The 17418-nt window shown below is 60.8% G+C and carries 25 protein-coding genes and 1 tRNA gene; 7 read left to right on the top strand and 19 right to left on the bottom strand.

The features are described 5' to 3' along the window. The first annotated feature begins 22 nt into the window (after window positions 1-22). From QOU61_RS19025 to QOU61_RS19035, 3 genes are all read left to right on the top strand, one after another. Complete coding sequence (locus tag QOU61_RS19025) at window positions 23-286, top strand: hypothetical protein (RefSeq protein WP_289652743.1); 264 nt, start codon at window positions 23-25, stop codon at window positions 284-286. Window positions 287-422: 136 nt separating this feature from the next. Beyond that, window positions 423-800: a hypothetical protein gene (locus tag QOU61_RS19030; RefSeq protein WP_289652744.1), complete on the top strand. Its 378-nt coding sequence runs from the start codon at window positions 423-425 to the stop codon at window positions 798-800. Window positions 801-810: 10 nt separating this feature from the next. Next, entirely contained in the window at window positions 811-1155 is a 345-nt protein-coding gene (locus tag QOU61_RS19035) for a hypothetical protein (RefSeq protein ID WP_289652745.1), read from the top strand. A 249-nt stretch (window positions 1156-1404) separates the two neighbouring features. Here the strand turns inward: QOU61_RS19035 and QOU61_RS19040 are convergent, their stop codons facing one another. Beyond that, complete coding sequence (locus tag QOU61_RS19040; protein ID WP_289652746.1) at window positions 1405-1770, bottom strand: hypothetical protein; 366 nt, start codon at window positions 1768-1770, stop codon at window positions 1405-1407. 209 nt (window positions 1771-1979) lie between these two features. Between QOU61_RS19040 and QOU61_RS19045 the strand changes: the two genes are divergently transcribed. Then, complete coding sequence (locus QOU61_RS19045) at window positions 1980-3710, top strand: hypothetical protein (protein ID WP_289652747.1); 1731 nt, start codon at window positions 1980-1982, stop codon at window positions 3708-3710. Window positions 3711-3999: 289 nt separating this feature from the next. Here the strand turns inward: QOU61_RS19045 and QOU61_RS19050 are convergent, their stop codons facing one another. The 6 genes from QOU61_RS19050 to QOU61_RS19075 form a co-directional block, all read right to left on the bottom strand. Continuing rightward, the gene (locus tag QOU61_RS19050; protein ID WP_289652748.1) at window positions 4000-4461 is read right to left on the bottom strand and encodes a hypothetical protein; all 462 of its coding nucleotides are present in this window, start codon (window positions 4459-4461) and stop codon (window positions 4000-4002) included. Window positions 4462-4683: 222 nt separating this feature from the next. Beyond that, window positions 4684-4911, bottom strand: coding sequence for a hypothetical protein (locus QOU61_RS19055; RefSeq protein WP_289652749.1), 228 nt, complete (start codon window positions 4909-4911; stop codon window positions 4684-4686). Window positions 4912-4937: 26 nt separating this feature from the next. Then, window positions 4938-5504 carry a hypothetical protein gene (locus QOU61_RS19060; RefSeq protein ID WP_289652750.1) on the bottom strand — a complete coding sequence of 189 codons (567 nt, stop codon included), beginning with the start codon at window positions 5502-5504 and terminating at the stop codon, window positions 4938-4940. 37 nt (window positions 5505-5541) lie between these two features. Further along, entirely contained in the window at window positions 5542-6300 is a 759-nt protein-coding gene (locus QOU61_RS19065) for an ImmA/IrrE family metallo-endopeptidase (protein ID WP_289652751.1), read from the bottom strand. A gap of 9 nt (window positions 6301-6309) precedes the next feature. Continuing rightward, window positions 6310-6720 carry a hypothetical protein gene (locus tag QOU61_RS19070; RefSeq protein ID WP_289652752.1) on the bottom strand — a complete coding sequence of 137 codons (411 nt, stop codon included), beginning with the start codon at window positions 6718-6720 and terminating at the stop codon, window positions 6310-6312. Beyond that, window positions 6717-7277, bottom strand: a complete 561-nt coding sequence (locus tag QOU61_RS19075) for a hypothetical protein (RefSeq protein WP_289652753.1) — start codon at window positions 7275-7277, stop codon at window positions 6717-6719. The genes QOU61_RS19070 and QOU61_RS19075 overlap by 4 nt, the downstream gene beginning before the upstream one ends. Before the next feature lie 148 nt (window positions 7278-7425). Here QOU61_RS19075 and QOU61_RS19080 point away from each other — a divergent pair, with 148 nt between their 5' ends. Next, window positions 7426-7710 (top strand): DUF3892 domain-containing protein, encoded by a 285-nt coding sequence (locus tag QOU61_RS19080; protein ID WP_289652754.1) that lies wholly within the window; start codon window positions 7426-7428, stop codon window positions 7708-7710. 24 nt (window positions 7711-7734) lie between these two features. After that, window positions 7735-7941 (top strand): DUF2188 domain-containing protein, encoded by a 207-nt coding sequence (locus QOU61_RS19085; protein WP_289652755.1) that lies wholly within the window; start codon window positions 7735-7737, stop codon window positions 7939-7941. A gap of 2 nt (window positions 7942-7943) precedes the next feature. Here the strand turns inward: QOU61_RS19085 and QOU61_RS19090 are convergent, their stop codons facing one another. The 12 genes from QOU61_RS19090 to QOU61_RS19145 form a co-directional block, all read right to left on the bottom strand. Continuing rightward, window positions 7944-8609 carry an SOS response-associated peptidase gene (locus QOU61_RS19090; protein ID WP_289652756.1) on the bottom strand — a complete coding sequence of 222 codons (666 nt, stop codon included), beginning with the start codon at window positions 8607-8609 and terminating at the stop codon, window positions 7944-7946. Window positions 8610-8627: 18 nt separating this feature from the next. Beyond that, window positions 8628-8801 carry a hypothetical protein gene (locus tag QOU61_RS19095; protein ID WP_289652757.1) on the bottom strand — a complete coding sequence of 58 codons (174 nt, stop codon included), beginning with the start codon at window positions 8799-8801 and terminating at the stop codon, window positions 8628-8630. Continuing rightward, window positions 8798-9043, bottom strand: a complete 246-nt coding sequence (locus QOU61_RS19100; RefSeq protein ID WP_289652758.1) for a hypothetical protein — start codon at window positions 9041-9043, stop codon at window positions 8798-8800. The genes QOU61_RS19095 and QOU61_RS19100 overlap by 4 nt, the downstream gene beginning before the upstream one ends. A gap of 429 nt (window positions 9044-9472) precedes the next feature. Continuing rightward, window positions 9473-9970 carry a thermonuclease family protein gene (locus QOU61_RS19105; protein ID WP_289652759.1) on the bottom strand — a complete coding sequence of 166 codons (498 nt, stop codon included), beginning with the start codon at window positions 9968-9970 and terminating at the stop codon, window positions 9473-9475. Window positions 9971-10240: 270 nt separating this feature from the next. Beyond that, window positions 10241-10885, bottom strand: a complete 645-nt coding sequence (locus QOU61_RS19110; RefSeq protein ID WP_289652760.1) for a phosphoribosyltransferase — start codon at window positions 10883-10885, stop codon at window positions 10241-10243. Continuing rightward, entirely contained in the window at window positions 10872-11681 is an 810-nt protein-coding gene (locus QOU61_RS19115) for a DNA-processing protein DprA (RefSeq protein ID WP_289652761.1), read from the bottom strand. The genes QOU61_RS19110 and QOU61_RS19115 overlap by 14 nt, the downstream gene beginning before the upstream one ends. Window positions 11682-12060: 379 nt before the next feature. Next, the gene (locus tag QOU61_RS19120) at window positions 12061-12519 is read right to left on the bottom strand and encodes a hypothetical protein (protein ID WP_289652762.1); all 459 of its coding nucleotides are present in this window, start codon (window positions 12517-12519) and stop codon (window positions 12061-12063) included. 595 nt (window positions 12520-13114) lie between these two features. Next, complete coding sequence (locus tag QOU61_RS19125; protein WP_289652763.1) at window positions 13115-13345, bottom strand: hypothetical protein; 231 nt, start codon at window positions 13343-13345, stop codon at window positions 13115-13117. 185 nt (window positions 13346-13530) lie between these two features. After that, the gene (locus QOU61_RS19130; RefSeq protein ID WP_289652764.1) at window positions 13531-13974 is read right to left on the bottom strand and encodes a hypothetical protein; all 444 of its coding nucleotides are present in this window, start codon (window positions 13972-13974) and stop codon (window positions 13531-13533) included. A gap of 75 nt (window positions 13975-14049) precedes the next feature. Next, window positions 14050-14565 carry a hypothetical protein gene (locus QOU61_RS19135; RefSeq protein ID WP_289652766.1) on the bottom strand — a complete coding sequence of 172 codons (516 nt, stop codon included), beginning with the start codon at window positions 14563-14565 and terminating at the stop codon, window positions 14050-14052. A gap of 231 nt (window positions 14566-14796) precedes the next feature. Continuing rightward, window positions 14797-14889: transfer RNA gene (locus QOU61_RS19140), tRNA-Ser, on the bottom strand. A 714-nt stretch (window positions 14890-15603) separates the two neighbouring features. Continuing rightward, complete coding sequence (locus QOU61_RS19145) at window positions 15604-15750, bottom strand: hypothetical protein (protein ID WP_289652767.1); 147 nt, start codon at window positions 15748-15750, stop codon at window positions 15604-15606. Between the two features lie 726 nt (window positions 15751-16476). On the opposite strand from QOU61_RS19145, the gene QOU61_RS19150 reads away from it, so the two are divergent. After that, window positions 16477-17409, top strand: coding sequence for a septal ring lytic transglycosylase RlpA family protein (locus QOU61_RS19150; protein WP_289652768.1), 933 nt, complete (start codon window positions 16477-16479; stop codon window positions 17407-17409). Window positions 17410-17418: the final 9 nt, after the last annotated feature.

Genomic DNA, 17418 nt, shown 5'->3' on the forward strand with positions numbered 1-17418 from the left:
GGCGCGAGCAGGACTTGGTAGGATGCGCGACTTAGCCAATGAACTCGAACATCTGTTTGCTCGGCAGGCAGCATTCGAAGCCGTCTTGACGCAGATTGCCGTCCCCTTGCTCGTTGCGGCGGCTCCCGCAATGGCGCTTGAGCTTGTCGAAGCGATGCGGGCTGATTTTCACGTGCGCGCGCCGATGCCGAATGATCGTCTTGTGCTGCTGACTGAAGAATACATCGCCGCGCTCGCCGATCAGATCGAACGAAAGGTTCGGATGACGATGGGCGCCGATCGATGACGGACCGGGGAAATTCCCGCCACTGTCCCGCCTGCATTCCCCGTTGTGTCCCGGTCGCAACTTCCGCTAGTTGTGAGCGGACCGCCGGCAGCGCGAACTGCCGACGGTCCTAACCTGCAACACGATAGGTGACATCATGAAGCAAGCTACCGTTAGCCTACCCCGACTTTTCGAGGACTACCAAGCGGTCGCCGCCGAAAAGCGGCGCATCTATGGGTTCGCGGCTCAGGCCGCCGACGCCGACCTTGACGCGGCCGAAGCCGCTTGCGACGCGGCGTATGACGCTCTTGAAGCCATCGCTGATGCCATTCTTGCAATTCCAACCGCATCGATTGGCGACCTCGTGATCAAAGCGCAGGTGCTTTTGGCGCGCGGCGCCGATCCTGCGGACCTGTTCCATTACCGGCCTATAGACCTCTCGCGCTTCGTTCAGGAGGTACAAAGCCTTTCCGTCCTCGGCACGGACATTCCCGGCAGAAAAATGCCCGCCACGCTGGCAGACGTTGGACGATAGCGATCCCACGATGACGAATGCCGACCGCACCGAACGGATGAGAGCGCTTAGTAAGCTGGCGCTTGGAATTCTCCGTCGGTGCGGAGAGCGTTGCACACTCGATCGCGCCGACGGCCGCTTTCGCGCATATGACGTCAGCCACAACGAATTTTCTCTTTCGTTTCGGCGTCGCGTCGACGACGCCGATCGATTGGCGACGTTGGTCGTCAAGTTCGAAGGCGAAATGGTCTTGGCGGCATCTTGGACGGTCGACGGGTTCGTTCGTCGAACCCTGAAGCCCGGCGCGTGGGAAGATTTGCTTCGTCGATACGATCGCATCCCGGCGCTGGCCGGATGCTTCAAAGCCACAGCATGACGGATAATCTTCCATATTGGCCGGCGGCCCTTCGGCTCGATCAGGCGGCCGCCTATTGCGGCCTAAGCGTCCCGACGTTTGCGGCCGTCTGCCCGATCAAGCCGATCGAATTCACACAGTCCAGCCGCGGCCATCGCTATTTGCGGGCACGGCTGGATGCATGGCTCGCCTCGCTAGATACGAATGATCCTGAAACCGGCGGCATCCGTCGGAGCTTCGTCGATATGATCAGCGCCTCCCCAGAACCGATTAGGCGAAGGCGTCGCCGTGAGCAAACCTGAGCCTAACGATGATCTTCGCAATGAAGCCGCACGCGGGCAGGCGAAGCGGCCGCGAGCAAAGAGCGAAGCGCGCGACCCAAACGTCACGCTTGACCAACTGCCCTTGTTCGCTGACGAACGAGCACTGAGCGAGGCTGTTTTGGGACGTGGAAGGTACACGCACTGGCGAGCCGTCGTTCCTTTGCTGGAACGGCGTGGCTTCCCCACAATCGATGGCCTCATGGGCGGTCGATATACCCCAGCTGTTCGCGCTTTCTTCGATCGCGAATATCACATTCACGGCGTGACCCAAGTATCGGCGCCCCATCAGCGCGCGAAACTTGGCGCAGCGCATGGAAAGCTCAGGCCGTCGACATGATGACGAAACCGCAAGATATCGAACCGCCGCCCAGGCTTGACCCGCTAATCGCCGAGTTCATCGCGGCGCTCGCGCGTGCCGCTGTCCGGCGAGAACGCCGCAACACGGGCGTGCAGAAGTCACAGCCGACAGACACCTGAGGCGGCCGACCATCCAGCAAAGAGCGCAAGAGGGGCAGAGGCATCATGACAAACTTGTACGTCAGTTCGGTCGACTATCTGGCGGTCACAGCATGGGCGGCTAGTTCGGCTGTTACCGCTGGGGCGCTTCGCCGGCCGAAAACGACGCCAGCCGTTGGCAATGAGCGCGTATACCGCGCGGGAAGCAGCGGGACGACCGCGTCGACAGAACCGACGTGGCCGACGACGAAGGGCGGAACGGTCACCAGCAATGGCATCGTCTGGACGGAGGTGACCGGACAGGAGGCGTATCAATCTCCCGGCACATGGGCTGCGCCGCATGCGCGCCTCAACAACGCGATGCTCTGGGCGGCCGAAGGCGATACGATCTATGTCGCCAAGAACCACGCCGAAACGCAGTCGACGCAGCTAAAGCTTCAAATGCCGGGCGGCGCGTGGCTCACGAACAAGGTGATCTCGGTCGATAACACTGCGACGGGTCATGTCCCGCCGCAGGCCGGCGATTGGGTCGCGGGTGCCTCGGTCTCTATGACCAGCACTTCCAGCCAGATCACCTTCAACGATCCCAGCAACAACGTTGCCATGTATTACTATGGTATCACATTCAACAGCGCTTATCAGATGACGAGTGGTGGCAACGGGGACCACGTTCTCGACACCTGCGCGCTGACCTTGGGATCGTCCGCCGACGCGATGAAGCTTGGCAGCAACGCTCGGTTTCAGTTCGACAACTGCACTTGGAAATTCGGAAGCGCGGGCGCGCATGGCAGCTTCCAAGGCGGATCGATGCATATCAGCGGAGGCGCGTTCGACGGTGCGTCGTCGATCCCGACGCGCTTCTTCAATCTTGCATCCGCCGGCGGCGGCGAATTTTTTATCCGCAATTTCGACCTTTCGCCGCTCGGTTCATCGTATGTCGTCAATCTCGGATTGGGCGGGAAGGCCTACATCGAAAACTGCAAGCTGGCTTCGAATGCCAACGTCTGCTCGATCGACGGCAGCGACGGATGGATGTCGCCGACATGGGCCTGCTACGTGGTTCGCTGTTCGTCGTCCGCCGACGACAACATGAACGCCATCTATAGGCCGACGGGAAATCTGACGACTAGCCGGGCGCTGGTTAGGACTGGCGGCGCGTCGGATGACACCGGAGCATTCGGTCACGTCGTCAACACGTTTCAGAACCCGAACGTAGGTTCCTACACATCGTTCTATTATCCGTTTGAAGGCTTCCCGCTTGCGATCTGGAACAGCGTCGCGGGCGCTAACGTCACGGTCACGCTCTACGGCGTTTCCAGCGGCTCAGCGATGCCGGACAACAGCAAAGTGTGGATGGACGCTGCCTATCCGGGATCAGCTTCGTCGCCGCAGGGCTCCAAGGCGTCGACCCGCGCCGCCAACATCGCCGCCGCCGCAACATCGCTAACGGCCGACACCTCGGCATGGGATAGCCTCGCGCCGGCTCGCGTGAACAGCGCTTCGCACGCGCCGGGCGACATCTTCGCGGTGTCGTCAGCGCCGGGGCAGCTTTTTCGGGTCGAAACTGGCACGGGCAACTTTGCGGCTTCGTTGCCCGCGGGTTACGTGACCTGTGCTGACGGCGGCACCGTCACCGATGGCGCCTGCACCGTTCGCGCTATGTGGCGCTGGAAGCTTACGCTGACGCTTTCGTCGCCCCAGCCCCAACTAGCCGGGCCGATCGAAGTCACGCCGAAGACCGCGTTCGGATCGATCGCGAACACCACCATCATCGATCCGCACCCGGTTCTGAGCTGAGATAAACGGCGACGCATAGGCGGCGGTCACTGAAGCGATCGTCTCTTCAGTAGCCAGCTTCGTGCGTCCCTGGGTGTTAGCGATCGGCCCCGTCGAAGCCAGATGACCAACGCTGACCGCAACGAACGGATCAGGGCGCTTACAAGCTTGCGCTCGGCATCGTCCGCCGGTGCGGGGAGCGTTGCTGCATCGGCTTATCAGCCCGGGGCTTGGGAAGCGATGTTGCTGAGATACGATCGAACGCGGGCGCTGGTGGGGCATCAGCCCAACCCCGCGCATCGGGGCGGGACTAACTCATCATGCTCCGCAGCTTTTCGTCGAGGGGAGGCAGTGCCTGACCACGTTTAACAGCTAACTCGATGGATTGAAAAACGGTCGGTATGTCAGGCGTGGAAAACCACGTCACGCTGTCAACCCAAAGCGCCTCGCGACCTTCGCCAAAAACAAAGCCGATGCGGGTTGCCCAAGTCCGTCGAAAGAGAGAAGTCGAAAAGCGCCAAGTGTCTATACTGATCAGAAACTTCGAAAATTCGGGGATGCGGTCCCAAGCGCTGCCCTGCGCTCCGGTCGTCACCCCGATCGCGCCGAGTATCATGAGCAACTGATTTTGCGAAATCGGTAGCCATCCGTACAGGCCGCCGCTTGAATTGAGTTCGGCGCTAGTCCGACCGCTTCCATACCCGCCTGGAAAACTCGCGAGGCCTAATGCCCAGTTGCGAAAATCGGATGGACTAACTCGCAAAGGGGTCATCGAACCACTCCATGCTGGTCGTTCCGCCCGAACTGCGTATCAGCGCTAAAGCGGTCCGTAGCTTCGCCAACGTGGCGAAGCTTTGACCGCCCCTTGCCGGCCGCCCCGTTCTTCGTCTCCGGCTGAACAGCTTCATAAGCCGCCTTCCGCTTCGCGATCAACTTCGCGCGCTGCGCCGGCGTCAGGTCGCGGCGGATCAGGTTTTCTGATATCGTTGGAAGGCTATGTTCGTTGCGTGACAATCGCGAAGCCTTGCCGAAGTGCTTGTTCGAAGACAGGCTTCAGCCCCGGGTCCGCAAGTATCGCATCGCCGATGCTGAAATCGGTCACGGCAGACCATTTAAGGCCGTCGTTTGGTTCGGGCAGCTTGTTCGCATCGAGCACATAAGCGGTACGCCCGGGTCCTTCTCCGAAGGAGCCTAGCTCGATGAATTTCTGAAGGCGGTTCACTTTCATTGCTCCTGCAAATGTGCTCGTCATGTAACGAAGGTGCGGGGAAGTGACTTAATCCGTTCCGTGCACATTTCCAGCGACGAAAGTTCGTCATCGTCATCGAGAGGCCCGAACGCTAAATCATGTGCCCGATATAGAACCGCCGCGAATTCGGTCGCTAGGTTGGCGAACCGCTGCAACTGGTCGACAGAAATTGCTTCTGCGCGCGCACGCTGGCGGTCTACGTGCTTGCCCTCAATTAAGAGCCCGTCGAACGTGAACTCTCCGTGTGCCAGCTTGTTGCGAAAGGAATTGTATTTAATAACGACGTCCATTGCAGCCTTGATGAACGCCTCTTCATCATGGTCCGTCCGGACACCGTCCAATGCGGCGCGGAGCAGATCGAGCCGGGATTTGAAATTTGTGGCCGAGTAATAAATCGGCTTTGCCTGCCGCATGTCGAAGACCGTGATGTGTTCAAACCATGCATAGAAGCCAACCTCAATCCGCGCCCAAGCCGCCATGGCCCTTCCGAATGCGAGAAGCGTTCGGTCGGTGTTGGAAAGCGTCAGCGGCCCGTCACCCTCCGTTTTTCGTCGCGCCTTTCTCATAAAACCCAATTCCTCAATGATTGGCGCGGAACGCCGATTAGCGCTCTGCAAGCATTCGCCTGTCGTCGAATACGACTAAACTGATAGTTTCATCACGTGTGACGCGAACTGTTTGCTCGAGAACCGTAAACTGCGCTGCTCCGTTACATTCAAACCACGCATCTGCCCCGACTTTCCGGACGCTGCCGTCGTCGGAACGGCCGCCGAACTGAACGCCGAAGGCAGAGCTTTTCGGGTCAAGCTCGTCGCGTGGGAACCAATGACGCGGCACGGTCGGTGCCCGCGCGAACCATCGGCGCCCGTTTGAACCGTGGCAGACTATAAACGCCGGGATATGGTCGAGGTCGACCAAGCGGATGGCGGTTGCGGTGAGGCTTGTCCTAAAGGCGGTGCCAAGAGCTTCGATCACCCCAAAGCTCAGCTTGCCAAGCGTGCGGGCATGCGGCTGAAACAAGTAGCGAGGCATCAGAAGGTCCGCAGCATAAGCGTCCGCGACTTTTTCCGGCGATTGCATATCGCGAGGACGATACTCGTCGACACGGCAGACGAGCCTCTTGCCGCGGTGATAACGCCAGTGTCCCAATTCGTGAGCTATGGAGAAGCGCTTCCGGCGACCCGAACTGTCACTTTTGACCGTGATGACGGCGGCGCCATTGCAACCGATGATATGAGCTTCGCAACCACAAAGCATGCGGAAGCGAACGCGAGCACCGACGTGAAAGGCGATGGCCTCCAGGTCGATCTCGTCCGGCTGGGTAACTCCTAATTCTTGGAGGAGCGCTTCCGCTGGTGTCACGAGGCGCCCTTAATCTCGTTTGAGCAAGCCAAGCTCGTTAATGGCTGCAAGTAGTTCCATAACGTCGGCATCGGTCAACTCGCTCTCCTTGCGGGCTGCGAGCGTAAACGTCGTGTCGTTGGCGTGGGCGGCCATAACCTCACGCAAGCGCTCGCGCGCCTCGGCGATTGGAATGGCGGGCACCGGCTCGAAGAGGCCGCGCTCGGCGGCGCCGGCACGCGCGGCACGAAGCCGATCTTTGTTGACGAGCAACACGGCTCCCTCGAAACGGGCGCGCATACGTGCAGCGTTAGCCTCGGGCGAACCGAAATCCTCAGTGAACTGAGCCAGAATTTCTTCGTCGGATGCATTCAGAATGTCGTCGACCATCGCCTGCTTGAGGCGATCGAGACCGGCTTTTTTGTTCTCAGGTTCGGTCATCGTTCCGTCTCTCGGGAGAAATGCTTTAGCAGCCGACGTCGGACCAGCGTTCGTTTGCTGTCATAGGTCGTCCCGTTCAGACCCGTAAGTTGTTTGAGCTCGTCGGTATCAAAACCAGCGATAATACCGTCGACCATTTCGCGCGCTTTCTCGTCGTCGTCAAACAGGGAAAGCAACTCTTCGCGACCGTCCTTGAACACTAGGTCCTCTTCCGCGGACCAATCCGGGGAGGGTGGATCGACCACTTCGAGCGCGGCACCGGCCATAATTGAGACGTGCGGCAACTTATTCGGCGCCTTGTCACGCTCCGCGTCAGCAATGCTGCTCATCGTGTCGATCAGGTGCTTCATCACATCGACCTCCATCGGACAATTGCGCGTTCCACGAAGCGTGCGTAGCTGGGCCTCCTGTAACAAATCCTCGAAATCCCAATCGGTGCCTTTGGCGAATACCTTGCCGATTTTGTGCAAGCGCGCCCAGTCCGCGATCGTGAAGCCGCGGATAGCGGCCTCCACGCCGGCGCGTGGTCGATGCTGCTTTTCAGTCTCAGTAGGCAAACATACGCCCCCTCAGACGCTTATGCGGTAATTCCCCCCGGCGCTGGACACACGCCCAAAAAATATTTTTCCAATGTCGGCGGGGGCCGATCGGCCCAGCATAGGTCATTAGCGCACAATTATGTGCCGCAACCCAGAAGGGAATTCAATGGCCGACGTTCTTGTAACTTGCATCACGAAACCGCACCCGAACAGCCCGCACGAGCACATCACGGAGCTGGGCAACCCGCGCGCAAACTGGAAATGGAGCCGCGAGCGGGTCATCGCGAGCATCGATGCGAAGGAGAATACCTTCTACACGCTCGATCCGCGAACCGGAAAGCGCGCCAGCGTCGGCGTCGTCCGCCCCGCCGGCCGGCCGCCTTACGTCAGGACCTACGCCGACGGCGTCTGGAATGACAATTTGTTGGCGATGGACCAGTGCCCCCTCTGAAGGAACGGAAAAGCAGAGATTTCCATGAGCAAGAAGCAACTGTTCGTCGAACGTCGCCCCCAGGGCGATTACGCGGTGCGTCGTGGTGGCGCTGATCGCGCGAGCGATGTTCTGCCGACGCAGCGAGAAGCCATTGAGCGGGCTCGTGAACTCAATCCGGGACATGAGCCGCTGGTTGAACGGGTACGTCACACCAACGTCGGCGATCCGGATAAGTGGCGTAAGCCTTAAACCTACGCAGCCGCGCGATCTTCCTTTTCCTCGCCGCGCATGACGATCTTGAGCGCGTCGTCGGGCAACGGCCGTTGGAGCGCCTTGGCCTCATCCCACGGCGCGCGCATCCACACGTCGCGCTCTTCCTCGGTCGTCAGGATTACCGGCATCGCCTTCGGGTGGATCGGCGCGACCACGGCGTTCGGCTCGGTCGTCAGGAAACCATAGACGAGATGCGGCCCGGGGATCGGCTTCGATTTCGTGCCACGCTCGCCGTTGAAGGTGGTCCAGATGCCGGCGAAAGTGAACAGCGGCCGGCTCTCAGCAAGCGCGAACCAAACGACGTCTTTCTTCTTCGTCATGGGGTTCGGCTCCGGCGCGTACTCGGCAAACGAGTTCGCCGGGACTAGGCAGCGGTTCTCCGGCTTGAGCCAGCCGCGCCAGTGCGGCGACGACGTGTTGCGGATGTTGGTGACGGGCGGCCCGCCATTGCGCGGTGGCGGCGGCATGCCCCAGCGCATCATGACCAGCTCCTGCGCGTCGACGTCAGCGTTGCGGATGACGGGCGCCGGGAAATCCGGGAAGACGCCGGGCATCGGCTCCAAATTGCCCACGTAGCGGTTCATACGCCGGAAGAGGGCGGCGATGGCCGCCTGGTTGGTGGTGATGCTGTACAGGTTGCACATAGGATTGCCCCGGGGCAACTATCGTCGGGTCTGCCGGTATTGTCGAACGGCCTCATTGACCCTCTCGCGGCTATGCCAGTCATCTTCGGGCACGAGCGACGTCATGACGAAGTGGAGGTCCGACGGGATGGTGAGATCGCTGTCGAGCGGCTTGTTCGCCCATTCCCACCACTGGTCAAAAGCATCTTTCATCGGACGACCTTGAATTTCTTGGCTGGCTTGCGGCGAGGCTGATGGATCGGCTTCTCGTGGCGATTGATGGCCTGCATCATGCCGACGCGGGCCAGCATCATCGAGCCGCCGTTCTCCGCGGCTTGCGTTACGCAAAGCGCCGCCGCCTGCACAGGCGGAAGCTTGTGCTCGCGGGCAGGGATGGATTTTGCCAGATAGGCGATCGCGTCACGCAGGGTGACGATCTTCGTTCCATCCGGCAAGGTGATGGGATCTTCGAACTTTCGCGACCAGGACAACGCTCAACAAATGCCCTTGTTGAAATTGATTACTTCACACCAATCGAGGCGGGTGTCGACATAGCCGACCGTCCCGCACTTCGTGCATTTAAGGTGGGCGGAAATGTCCCGCCAGTCCCAATCCGGGAGATCGGCAAGGTTTAATCTGCCGACATGGTGACACCGGCTGTGGTAGCCGTTCGGCATCTTCTCCGGACCGACGCAATAGACGAGCACCGTCTTGAAGCCCTGGTCCCGCTTTACCGGGCCGGACCAGTATCGGAGGAAGGTGCGGGGCTTTCGGCGCCAAGGCATCGGCGCATTGAAGCGCCGCCGTCAACACCCCGCAAATTATCAATCCTTGGGGGATCGGAACACGGTCGAGGCACCGCTACTCGTAGGGGGGCGGGAACGTCAGGGACGAGCAGGATCGTCGGAGCAGGCTGCGGGCCTGCCGTTCGCGGCCCTGCAGGTTCGGTAGCGCCAAGGTTCGACGAAACTGCCCGCCCATATGCCCAGCGCGCCGCTTTCGGCGCCGCGCTGGGCTGCGGCATAGTGGCCGCCCGAGTATCGAGGCCAGTCCAGGGCGAGGCCTCGGCCGACGAGCCATTCCCCGATATCCGTGTCGCCGATGACGCACGTCGCAACGATGCGGCCGTAGCGGTCAATATCCCTCTGTCGACAATGCACCGGACGCCGGTCGATGAATGCGTCGAGCTTGTTCGCCGCCGTGGCGCCGCACCGGTAGGGCAAGCTGTCATCACCACGGCACAGTTGATCGCTCTCCGGGGCATCGATGCCCCAAAGGCGAACGCGAGTGCCATGGATATCCAGCGTATCCCCGTCGATGACGCTGGCTTGGCCCGCGATGTCACCCGCGGCTGCAGACGCCGCGGGGAGGGCCACGGCCATCGTGGCGCCAGCGGCGGCGAGGCACCGCGAAAGAGCGCTGAGGCGCGATACGATCAACGGTCGCGCTTGGTATGGGCGCCAAGCGGCGCTCTGCCGCGCTGAACCACGACGCCGCCCTTCACGACAGTGGCGCGATCCAACGTTTCATCGGTGATCTCAGGCGCGTCGTCGGGGTCGACCCAATCGGGCTTTCGCCCCCTAGATGCCGAAGCGGCTCCGGATTTTGCGTTCTTCCTTGGCATGGCAGTGCCCTCATTTGAGATGGCGCCATTAACATTTCGAGAGGTCGAGATCCTCGGCGCGCAGGCCGATCGGCTCGTCAAGCTGTTTTTTTGTCGTGCGGCCGAAGGCGCACGCCAGCACGACCGGGCTGTCCTCGTCATGCAGAAGGGAGTGAGCAGCAGCCAGATGTCCGCCTGTGGTGCAGACGTCGTCGAACAAGATGATCGGCCCCTTCGGTCGTTCGAGCACCTTGTATGCTTTCAAGAAATGAGAGGCTTGCCGTGGCCCTCCCTCCCGCGATTTTTTCTGCGGCTCGTGAAATACCAGGGCTTGGGAAACCTTGAACTGGCCTCCGCTCTGCTCCGCGATCTTCTGGGCGAACTCAAGCGTCTTGAAATTCGGCGTCGTGGCCGATGTCACATGGGAATTCGGTATCGGAACGATCGTCGCCGCACCCTCGTGGTGGCGTAGGATGTTCTTTGCGAGCGCGGGCGGAATTCGCGATACAAAGTCCTGCACGTTATTTTGATCGTAGACGCGGCGCTGACCGCCGACGTAGCTATGAAACCAGCCCTTGATCGGGTCACCTTTGACGGCCTTGACCATCTTGGTCGCGCGGTGATCCTCAGCGCGCCATTCCGCCTCGCTGTCGGTTAGATACGCGCAGATGCTGATTAGTTTAAGGTTGGCCAATTGCGCTGATGATGTCGGAGGTCGACGAAAGCACGCTCACCTTCGGCTGCCCCAGAAAGCGCGCGGGCCACGTGAGGGACGGATCATCAACCACGGATTTCGCAATGAAGAGCCATCGACCGAGGCGAACGCATTCAGCGGCCTGGTGAAGCGTGCCCGACGTGTCCGATGCCTCGATGATCGCGGTGGCATCGCTGATCGCCGCCATGACCCTGTTCCGCGTCGGGAAGTTTGAGCGGAAAACGCGCTCTCCAACTCCAAATGGCGTCATCAGGAGATGACTGGAATAGATCTCTTGCTGGAGGCTCGCATTCTCTGCGGGGTATGCCTTGTCGAGCGGCGTGCCAATCACCGCAGCCACGCGACCGCCATTTTCCATCGCGCTTTTCAGCGCCGCGGTATCCACGCCTTTTGCCAATCCGCTGACCACTGTCACGCCGGCTTTGACGAGGTCGCGCGCCAACTGCGATGCGCGGCGCCAACCGGCATCGGACACCTCACGCGTTCCGACGATCGAGACCGTCGGCGCATCTAAAATGTCGAGATTGCCGGCATAGAAGACCTTGGCCTCCCGGCGCGGAGAGGCGTCTCGCAGGAAGTCCAGTTGTCGCTCGTCGAGCGCTGCACGACCGATCCTGACCAAGAGGTCCGGAAGAGAGTAGCTGTGCGCATCAGTCGGCGGGACATAGGCGGCGCGGCGCCGCGGAGGCTCGTTCGTGTGGCTAGCTGCCGGTAGCGGCATGCGGCGAATCCTTCGATGGCGGGCCAGTTTAGAGGCCCAGGCAAGGAGCGTCACGGGGTTTTCCCCAGTGCCAGCCCCTCGGAAGGTAAATCCGCGGGCGTGATCCGGGTTTCTACTTTCGTGGTCGGGGAGAGACCCCCAGACACGCAACTGCGTGTGGCGGCCCCTGGGCGCCTTTTCAAGGGGCCGGCGAACCTTCTTCTCGCGCTCAGTCCGTCCAGTTTTTGCTCGGATACGGCTGGTTTGGGTCCAAATTTGGGTGTCCCGACGGCCCCCCAGGGCGTATTTCAAGACCGGACGTCGACGCTCGACGTCCGGTGTTGCGGACCGCTTGCCGGCCCGGAGCATGGGAAGCGGTTCTGCTTCGGTACGATCGGGCGCCGGCGAGACACTAGTCGTGGGAAGGGTGCAAGATGGCTCTTTCCCGGATGGCTCACCTTGCGTGAATTATTGGGGCGAGGGCTCGTTTGTCCCCCTGACAACCAATTCGATATACGTCCAGTGCGCTCACCGGAAAAGCACTTCCATCAGCAAGCAAGACGGCAACTTCGGAAGAAGGCAAGTAGAAAAATGGCTTCAGGCCAACATAGCCGCCGTACATGTTCTTAGCATTTACCGATCCGCAGATGATCGGTTTACCTGGGACACCGGCCCCTCTGAAGACTTCGCCAAATTGGGCTGAGTATGGGTCCTTTAATGTTGCGGCGATTGCTCGCTTCGCCTTCTCAATATCATCCAGAGCCGCATTTTTCGGCTTAGAAGCAGTGCTTGTCGAAAGCGCGTCGAAACAGGCAAGACGCGCGGCAGGATCGGAAATGGCCTTGCAATCAGCGGCGTGAGCGACAGATGCGGCCATCGCCGCGATGAACGCCGAAATGCGGATAACGCTCATTCAAGCAGTCCCCCTAAAACTCCCTAAGCTTAAAGCCGGTAAAAAAACTCGCGTCGCGTCTCGTATGGCGCGCCTGATTTCTGATCCAGTGGGCTGCTTTCGATACGATCGCGTGCCGGTGCCGGCGGATCGCTGGCGCAATATCGAAGCCCACTGTTGAACTTACGGTGTCAGTTTATTGGGACGCCCCTCGCGTTCATGCATTTCTTGAACACGTAAAGCGCTCTCTGATCCCCGGCTCTATAGGCGTTGTTTTCGACGCGCTCGCTGGCCAAGTTAAAGAAAGCATCGAACTTCTCGAAAAAGATTTTAAGATCAGGTTCACTTTTGTCGGCGTGCACTTGGTCGACGCACTGTTTGACAGTGTTAGCTATGATCGACTTGTCCGCCTCAGTGAGCTTCGGCTGAGGTGACGCAACGGTCGGTGGTACAGTTTGACAGAACGCGGAGGCGCAGAACGCCAACGGCCAAATTGCGACGACCCAGAAAACTTTAGACATCGGCCCCCTCAAAAAAGTAGTCCACCCATCTAGCACGGGCTTCGATTTCGTGCCGCGGTCGGCAAAAATAGTTGTGATGATACCTAGCCCAAGCGTCATACTTCTGATGCCCCGGGTCTCGCCGCGAGAAGCTTGCGGGCGATCGGCTCCACGTCTTCGCGCCAATAGTCGTCCTCGTTCGAAAGAAGGCTGCCCAGCATGGCCGGAGAGACATAGGCCGGCCCCGGCCGGCCCGAGTAAGCGGTCCAGCGCATATTGGTAGGGATGTGCGTGACCTCGTTTTCTTCGACCCTGAACTGATCTTCAGTGACCCGCGTGCGCGCCATAGTTCCCCCCGGTCGTGCGGGCGGACAGTACACTTCCCCGTCCGGTGCCGGGTATGCTCCCGGTCCGTTTTCCACGTCAAACTCAGCCGCCGGCGGCACTTTGAGACTGCGTCTGGTCGCCCTACTGGTGTTGGCTGTATCAGGCCGCCTTAGGCCGGCATCCATGTCGGCGCATCTGCCAACGATCAGAAGTTATCTAGATTTGCCAAAAACCAAGTTTTGAAGTCCTCCATTTTCGGTGTCCACAATTCGAGCTTGGACGCCGCCCTTGCGATCATCAGGGCGGCGTCGAAGCATTCGATTTGCATTTCATCGTCGCCGCCGTGCTTCAGCCAATCGCGCTCTCGATTAAGCAGAGTGATCCAATCTTTCTTGTCGTCGAACCTCTCTTTGACGTGGGGATCGTCGCGCAGTCCGACGAATAGATGGTGGCCGTCACGCTTCAACATGCCTTCGGCTGCGCCGGCGAGGGTAAGCGCGACGTCGAAGGTGCCGCGCTCCAATGCGTCGATGGCAGCGTCGACCTGTCGGGTAGCGCCCTCCGCCAACGTCAGTTTGATCGGATCAGCAGGCAGTCGGAGGCCGCGGTAGCGGCGTTCGGGCTTGCGTCTAGATTTTTTCCGCTGCATCTCGCGACGATCTGTTCGAAATAACGGTCGATTTCCATGCTGATCCTACCGCCCGGCGCCGTCTGGGAGGTGGCTTCAATGCCAGTGGGCTTCGATCAGGAGTTGCCCGGCCTCAATGAAGAAGCGGTAGTCCATCAAAACGACGCTAGTGTTGTTCATCCGGGCCGTTGCTGCGCACCTCGCTTCAGTCGGCGTTTTGCTCACTTCCTTGATGTCCGTCAGCGTGACGATCGATAGCCCGGCAGCTTTGCCCGCCGGCGAATTGGCGACGACGTTCTTCAGGTCGGATTGCGCGAAGTAGTTGTCGCAGGCTGGTATCGTTGCGGGCGCCGAAACGACCTGAATTCCGATAATTCCCGCGACGGCTAAGAACGAAATGGTCGCCAATGGCAGCATTCCAGCGGGCGGCTGTTCGCCGGGCTGCCGTTTCGGCTTCGTCAAGAACAGCCACGGCAGGGCGACTATGGGGATCAGCCCGCCAAGTGTGAGCCACGGTAGGAGGCTATGTCCGCGACGATAGGCGAGGGCGGCTGTTCCAAGCGCCATGAACACAATAACGCCGGCCCCAAACGCGGAATTTGCCATGGTCATCTTGGTTCGTCCGAGGGGGATTTCTAGGGTCGGGAAATAGGCGCCACGTCGCCTCGGTTGTGTCGGTTGACATTACACGCGCGGTCGCGCCCGGGTATGCTCCCGCGGCCGTTTTCCCCAGAACAGCGTAGGAACGTGCTGCTACCGCTTTGCTACCCAACTGACCGGTACGGCCGGTGACAGCGACCAGCAGAACAGGCAGGGCAGACAGAAAACGGGGGGAAATCGCCACGAAACGGGACTATTCGGGATGGGGCGATACGTGAACGCGACGTCGATCCCGAATTTCAAGACCGGTGCCTTAAACCACTCGGCCACCCTTCCGGATCAGGAATTTCAATCGCTTATCGCACGAACCTCGCGAACGCAATGCGAGCGTACGGGGAAAGGCACCCAGCCCGGCCCAGCCTGGAATTTCCGGGCAAAACCTCGCCGCCGCGGCCGTCCGCGCAAGCGCATGCAGCGCTGCTGCGATGGTGGAACGAAGTCGATTGCAGCTCGGTTGAGATGCCGACCAGGAGGTTCGCCATGTCCCAAAAAGGCGTCTTGGCTGTGGCCGCCGTGATAGCAATGCTTCTTCCGGGCTTGCCCGCGCTGGCCCAGGCTGCGGAAATGGGCGGTGTGGTGGCTCCGCCCACGACAAATTCTCCGGGCACTCCGCCGCCGCCAGTCGTAGGACAGTCCGAACCCGACCGCGTCCCGGATACCGTGAGGGGTGTTACGGCAGAGCCGCCGCCGTCGACAGTGGGGCTCGCCAAGCCATCGCGGGATGGTGTTGGCACGGTTATCGTGCCCGCCCGTCCCTGCGGTGCAGCGGCTCGCGAGACAGACGGAACGACGACCTGCGTGGGCGTACCTGCGCGCCCGACAAGGTAGGTCCGTCGATTTCAGCGGCGCCGCGCGGCAATGGATATGAAGCTCCGCAACGAACGCCCGTCGTCGCTGCATGTTGGCTAAGAGGCGAGCGAGGCCATTGCCAGCACATCCCTTCGAGCGCTGCCGGGCGCGACGTCGATGACGTGACCTGATGCCTGGCAGCTATTTCCGCTCGGGAAGCTTCACCGGAACGTGCGGAGAGGTACTGACAACCCGGGGGCTACCGTCTGCCTGCTCGCGGTTCTGCAGCAGATTTTCGAGATAGAGAAAGAATTTTTCGGCCAACATGGCGTTCGCCTCGATGATCACTTCTCTCCATTGGTCGCGATGCAACCGCGGGAATTCGATCAACTTGGCGAGAGTAGCCCCAGCGGGGACGACTTTGTTGCACCGCAGTGGGTAGCCGGATAGCCGGCCGCACGCGTGAAGCAGCTAGGCGAAGGCGAACGCGAGCAAGCTTGAGCAGAGCAGCACGAAGCCCGCCGCGGTCACCGCCAGAAATCCGTCAGATAAGAGGTCGTGGTTGCGCATGGTACACCTGCCACTCCCGATGCTCGTCCGAATTTATTAAAGCTTTCATAACGTGTGCCGTCCGAGGCTGGCGTTGCCGTTGCCTCGGGTCGCCTACGACCAGAACCGGACTCCATCGAAAGCGTGAGCCAAAAACACGCCCGCGCTGATCAAGCCCATGACTGCAGTGACCGTCTCAAACATCGCAAAAATTCCTTTTGCGCCCCACGTGCGAGCAAACGACGCGGCTCCCCGCACAGTCAAAAAGATTCCGGGGAGGGTTCGAAAGTTCGGACCAGGTGAGGATTCGGCGCAACAGGTTCGAGGCAGAAAGGCGGCTTACATCCCGTAACGGCACGGGTTTTCGCGACAACCATTGATTTACCAAGCGGGACGCCTCCCCATTTCCGCCGTGTTCCAGTTGCGATATTTTCACCCTCTCATGCGGAGGTGGGCCGCAGCGAGAAAACGGATCGGAAGCCGCCTGTGATGGGCGCGCGACCGGCAGAGTGGTATTTGGGGCGAATGGGAATACGACGGTCAGATTCGGGGAGCCTGGCGGTGCGGGGTGCTGTGGTCGCGGCCACCTGCCTGATGCTGGCCAACTGCGCCTCGTCCAACAAGTTCGCGAGCCGCGTCGATCCCAAATACGGCGTTTCCTCCAGTCCGCGCGTGGTGGCCTTTGGCGAGCCCGTGCCGAAGGGCGGGGGGACCTATCGCGTCGGCAAGCCCTATGTCGTGGGGGGCCGGATGTACGTGCCGGAGGAGGACGCCAACTACCGCGAGGAGGGCGTGGCCTCCTGGTATGGCGATGACTTCCACGGCCGGCTGACCGCCAATGGCGAGGTGTTCGACATGGCCTCGCTGACCGCGGCCCATACGACCCTGCCGATGCCGTGTTATGCGCGGGTGACCAACCTCGCCAACGGCAAGTCGCTGATCGTTCGCGTCAACGACCGCGGGCCGTATCACGGCAACCGCCTCATCGACGTCTCCAACAAGGCCGCCGAACTTCTTGAATTCAAGGGCAACGGCACCGCGCGGGTGCGGGTCGAATATGTCGGCCGCGCGCCGCTGGAAGGCTCCGACGACCGCCTGTTGATGGCGACCTTGCGGACCGGCACGCCGGCACCGTCGCCCACATTGGTGCGGGTTGCCTCCGCAAAACCGTTCGTGCCTGACATGTCGGCGCATGGCGGCCGGCCGATCCGCGGCGAGGTCCCGATGCCAGAGGGGCGTCCCTTCAACCTCGGCAACACCCAGGCCGACTATGCCTCGATCAACGCGACCTCCGAGATGTCGGCGTCCAGCCGCTCGCGCGGCCGCGGGCGCGAAAATCCGCGTGCGGTCTCCTATGAGGACGATGCGAGCTATGTCGCGCCAAGCGCGGTCTCGGCCTACGCGCCGGTCGATCCGAACGGTCCGCGCGAACTTTTGAGCGGCCGCGGCCTTTATTGACCGCGCCGC

Source organism: Bradyrhizobium sp. NP1, from assembly GCF_030378205.1.
GTDB lineage: Bacteria > Pseudomonadota > Alphaproteobacteria > Rhizobiales > Xanthobacteraceae > Bradyrhizobium.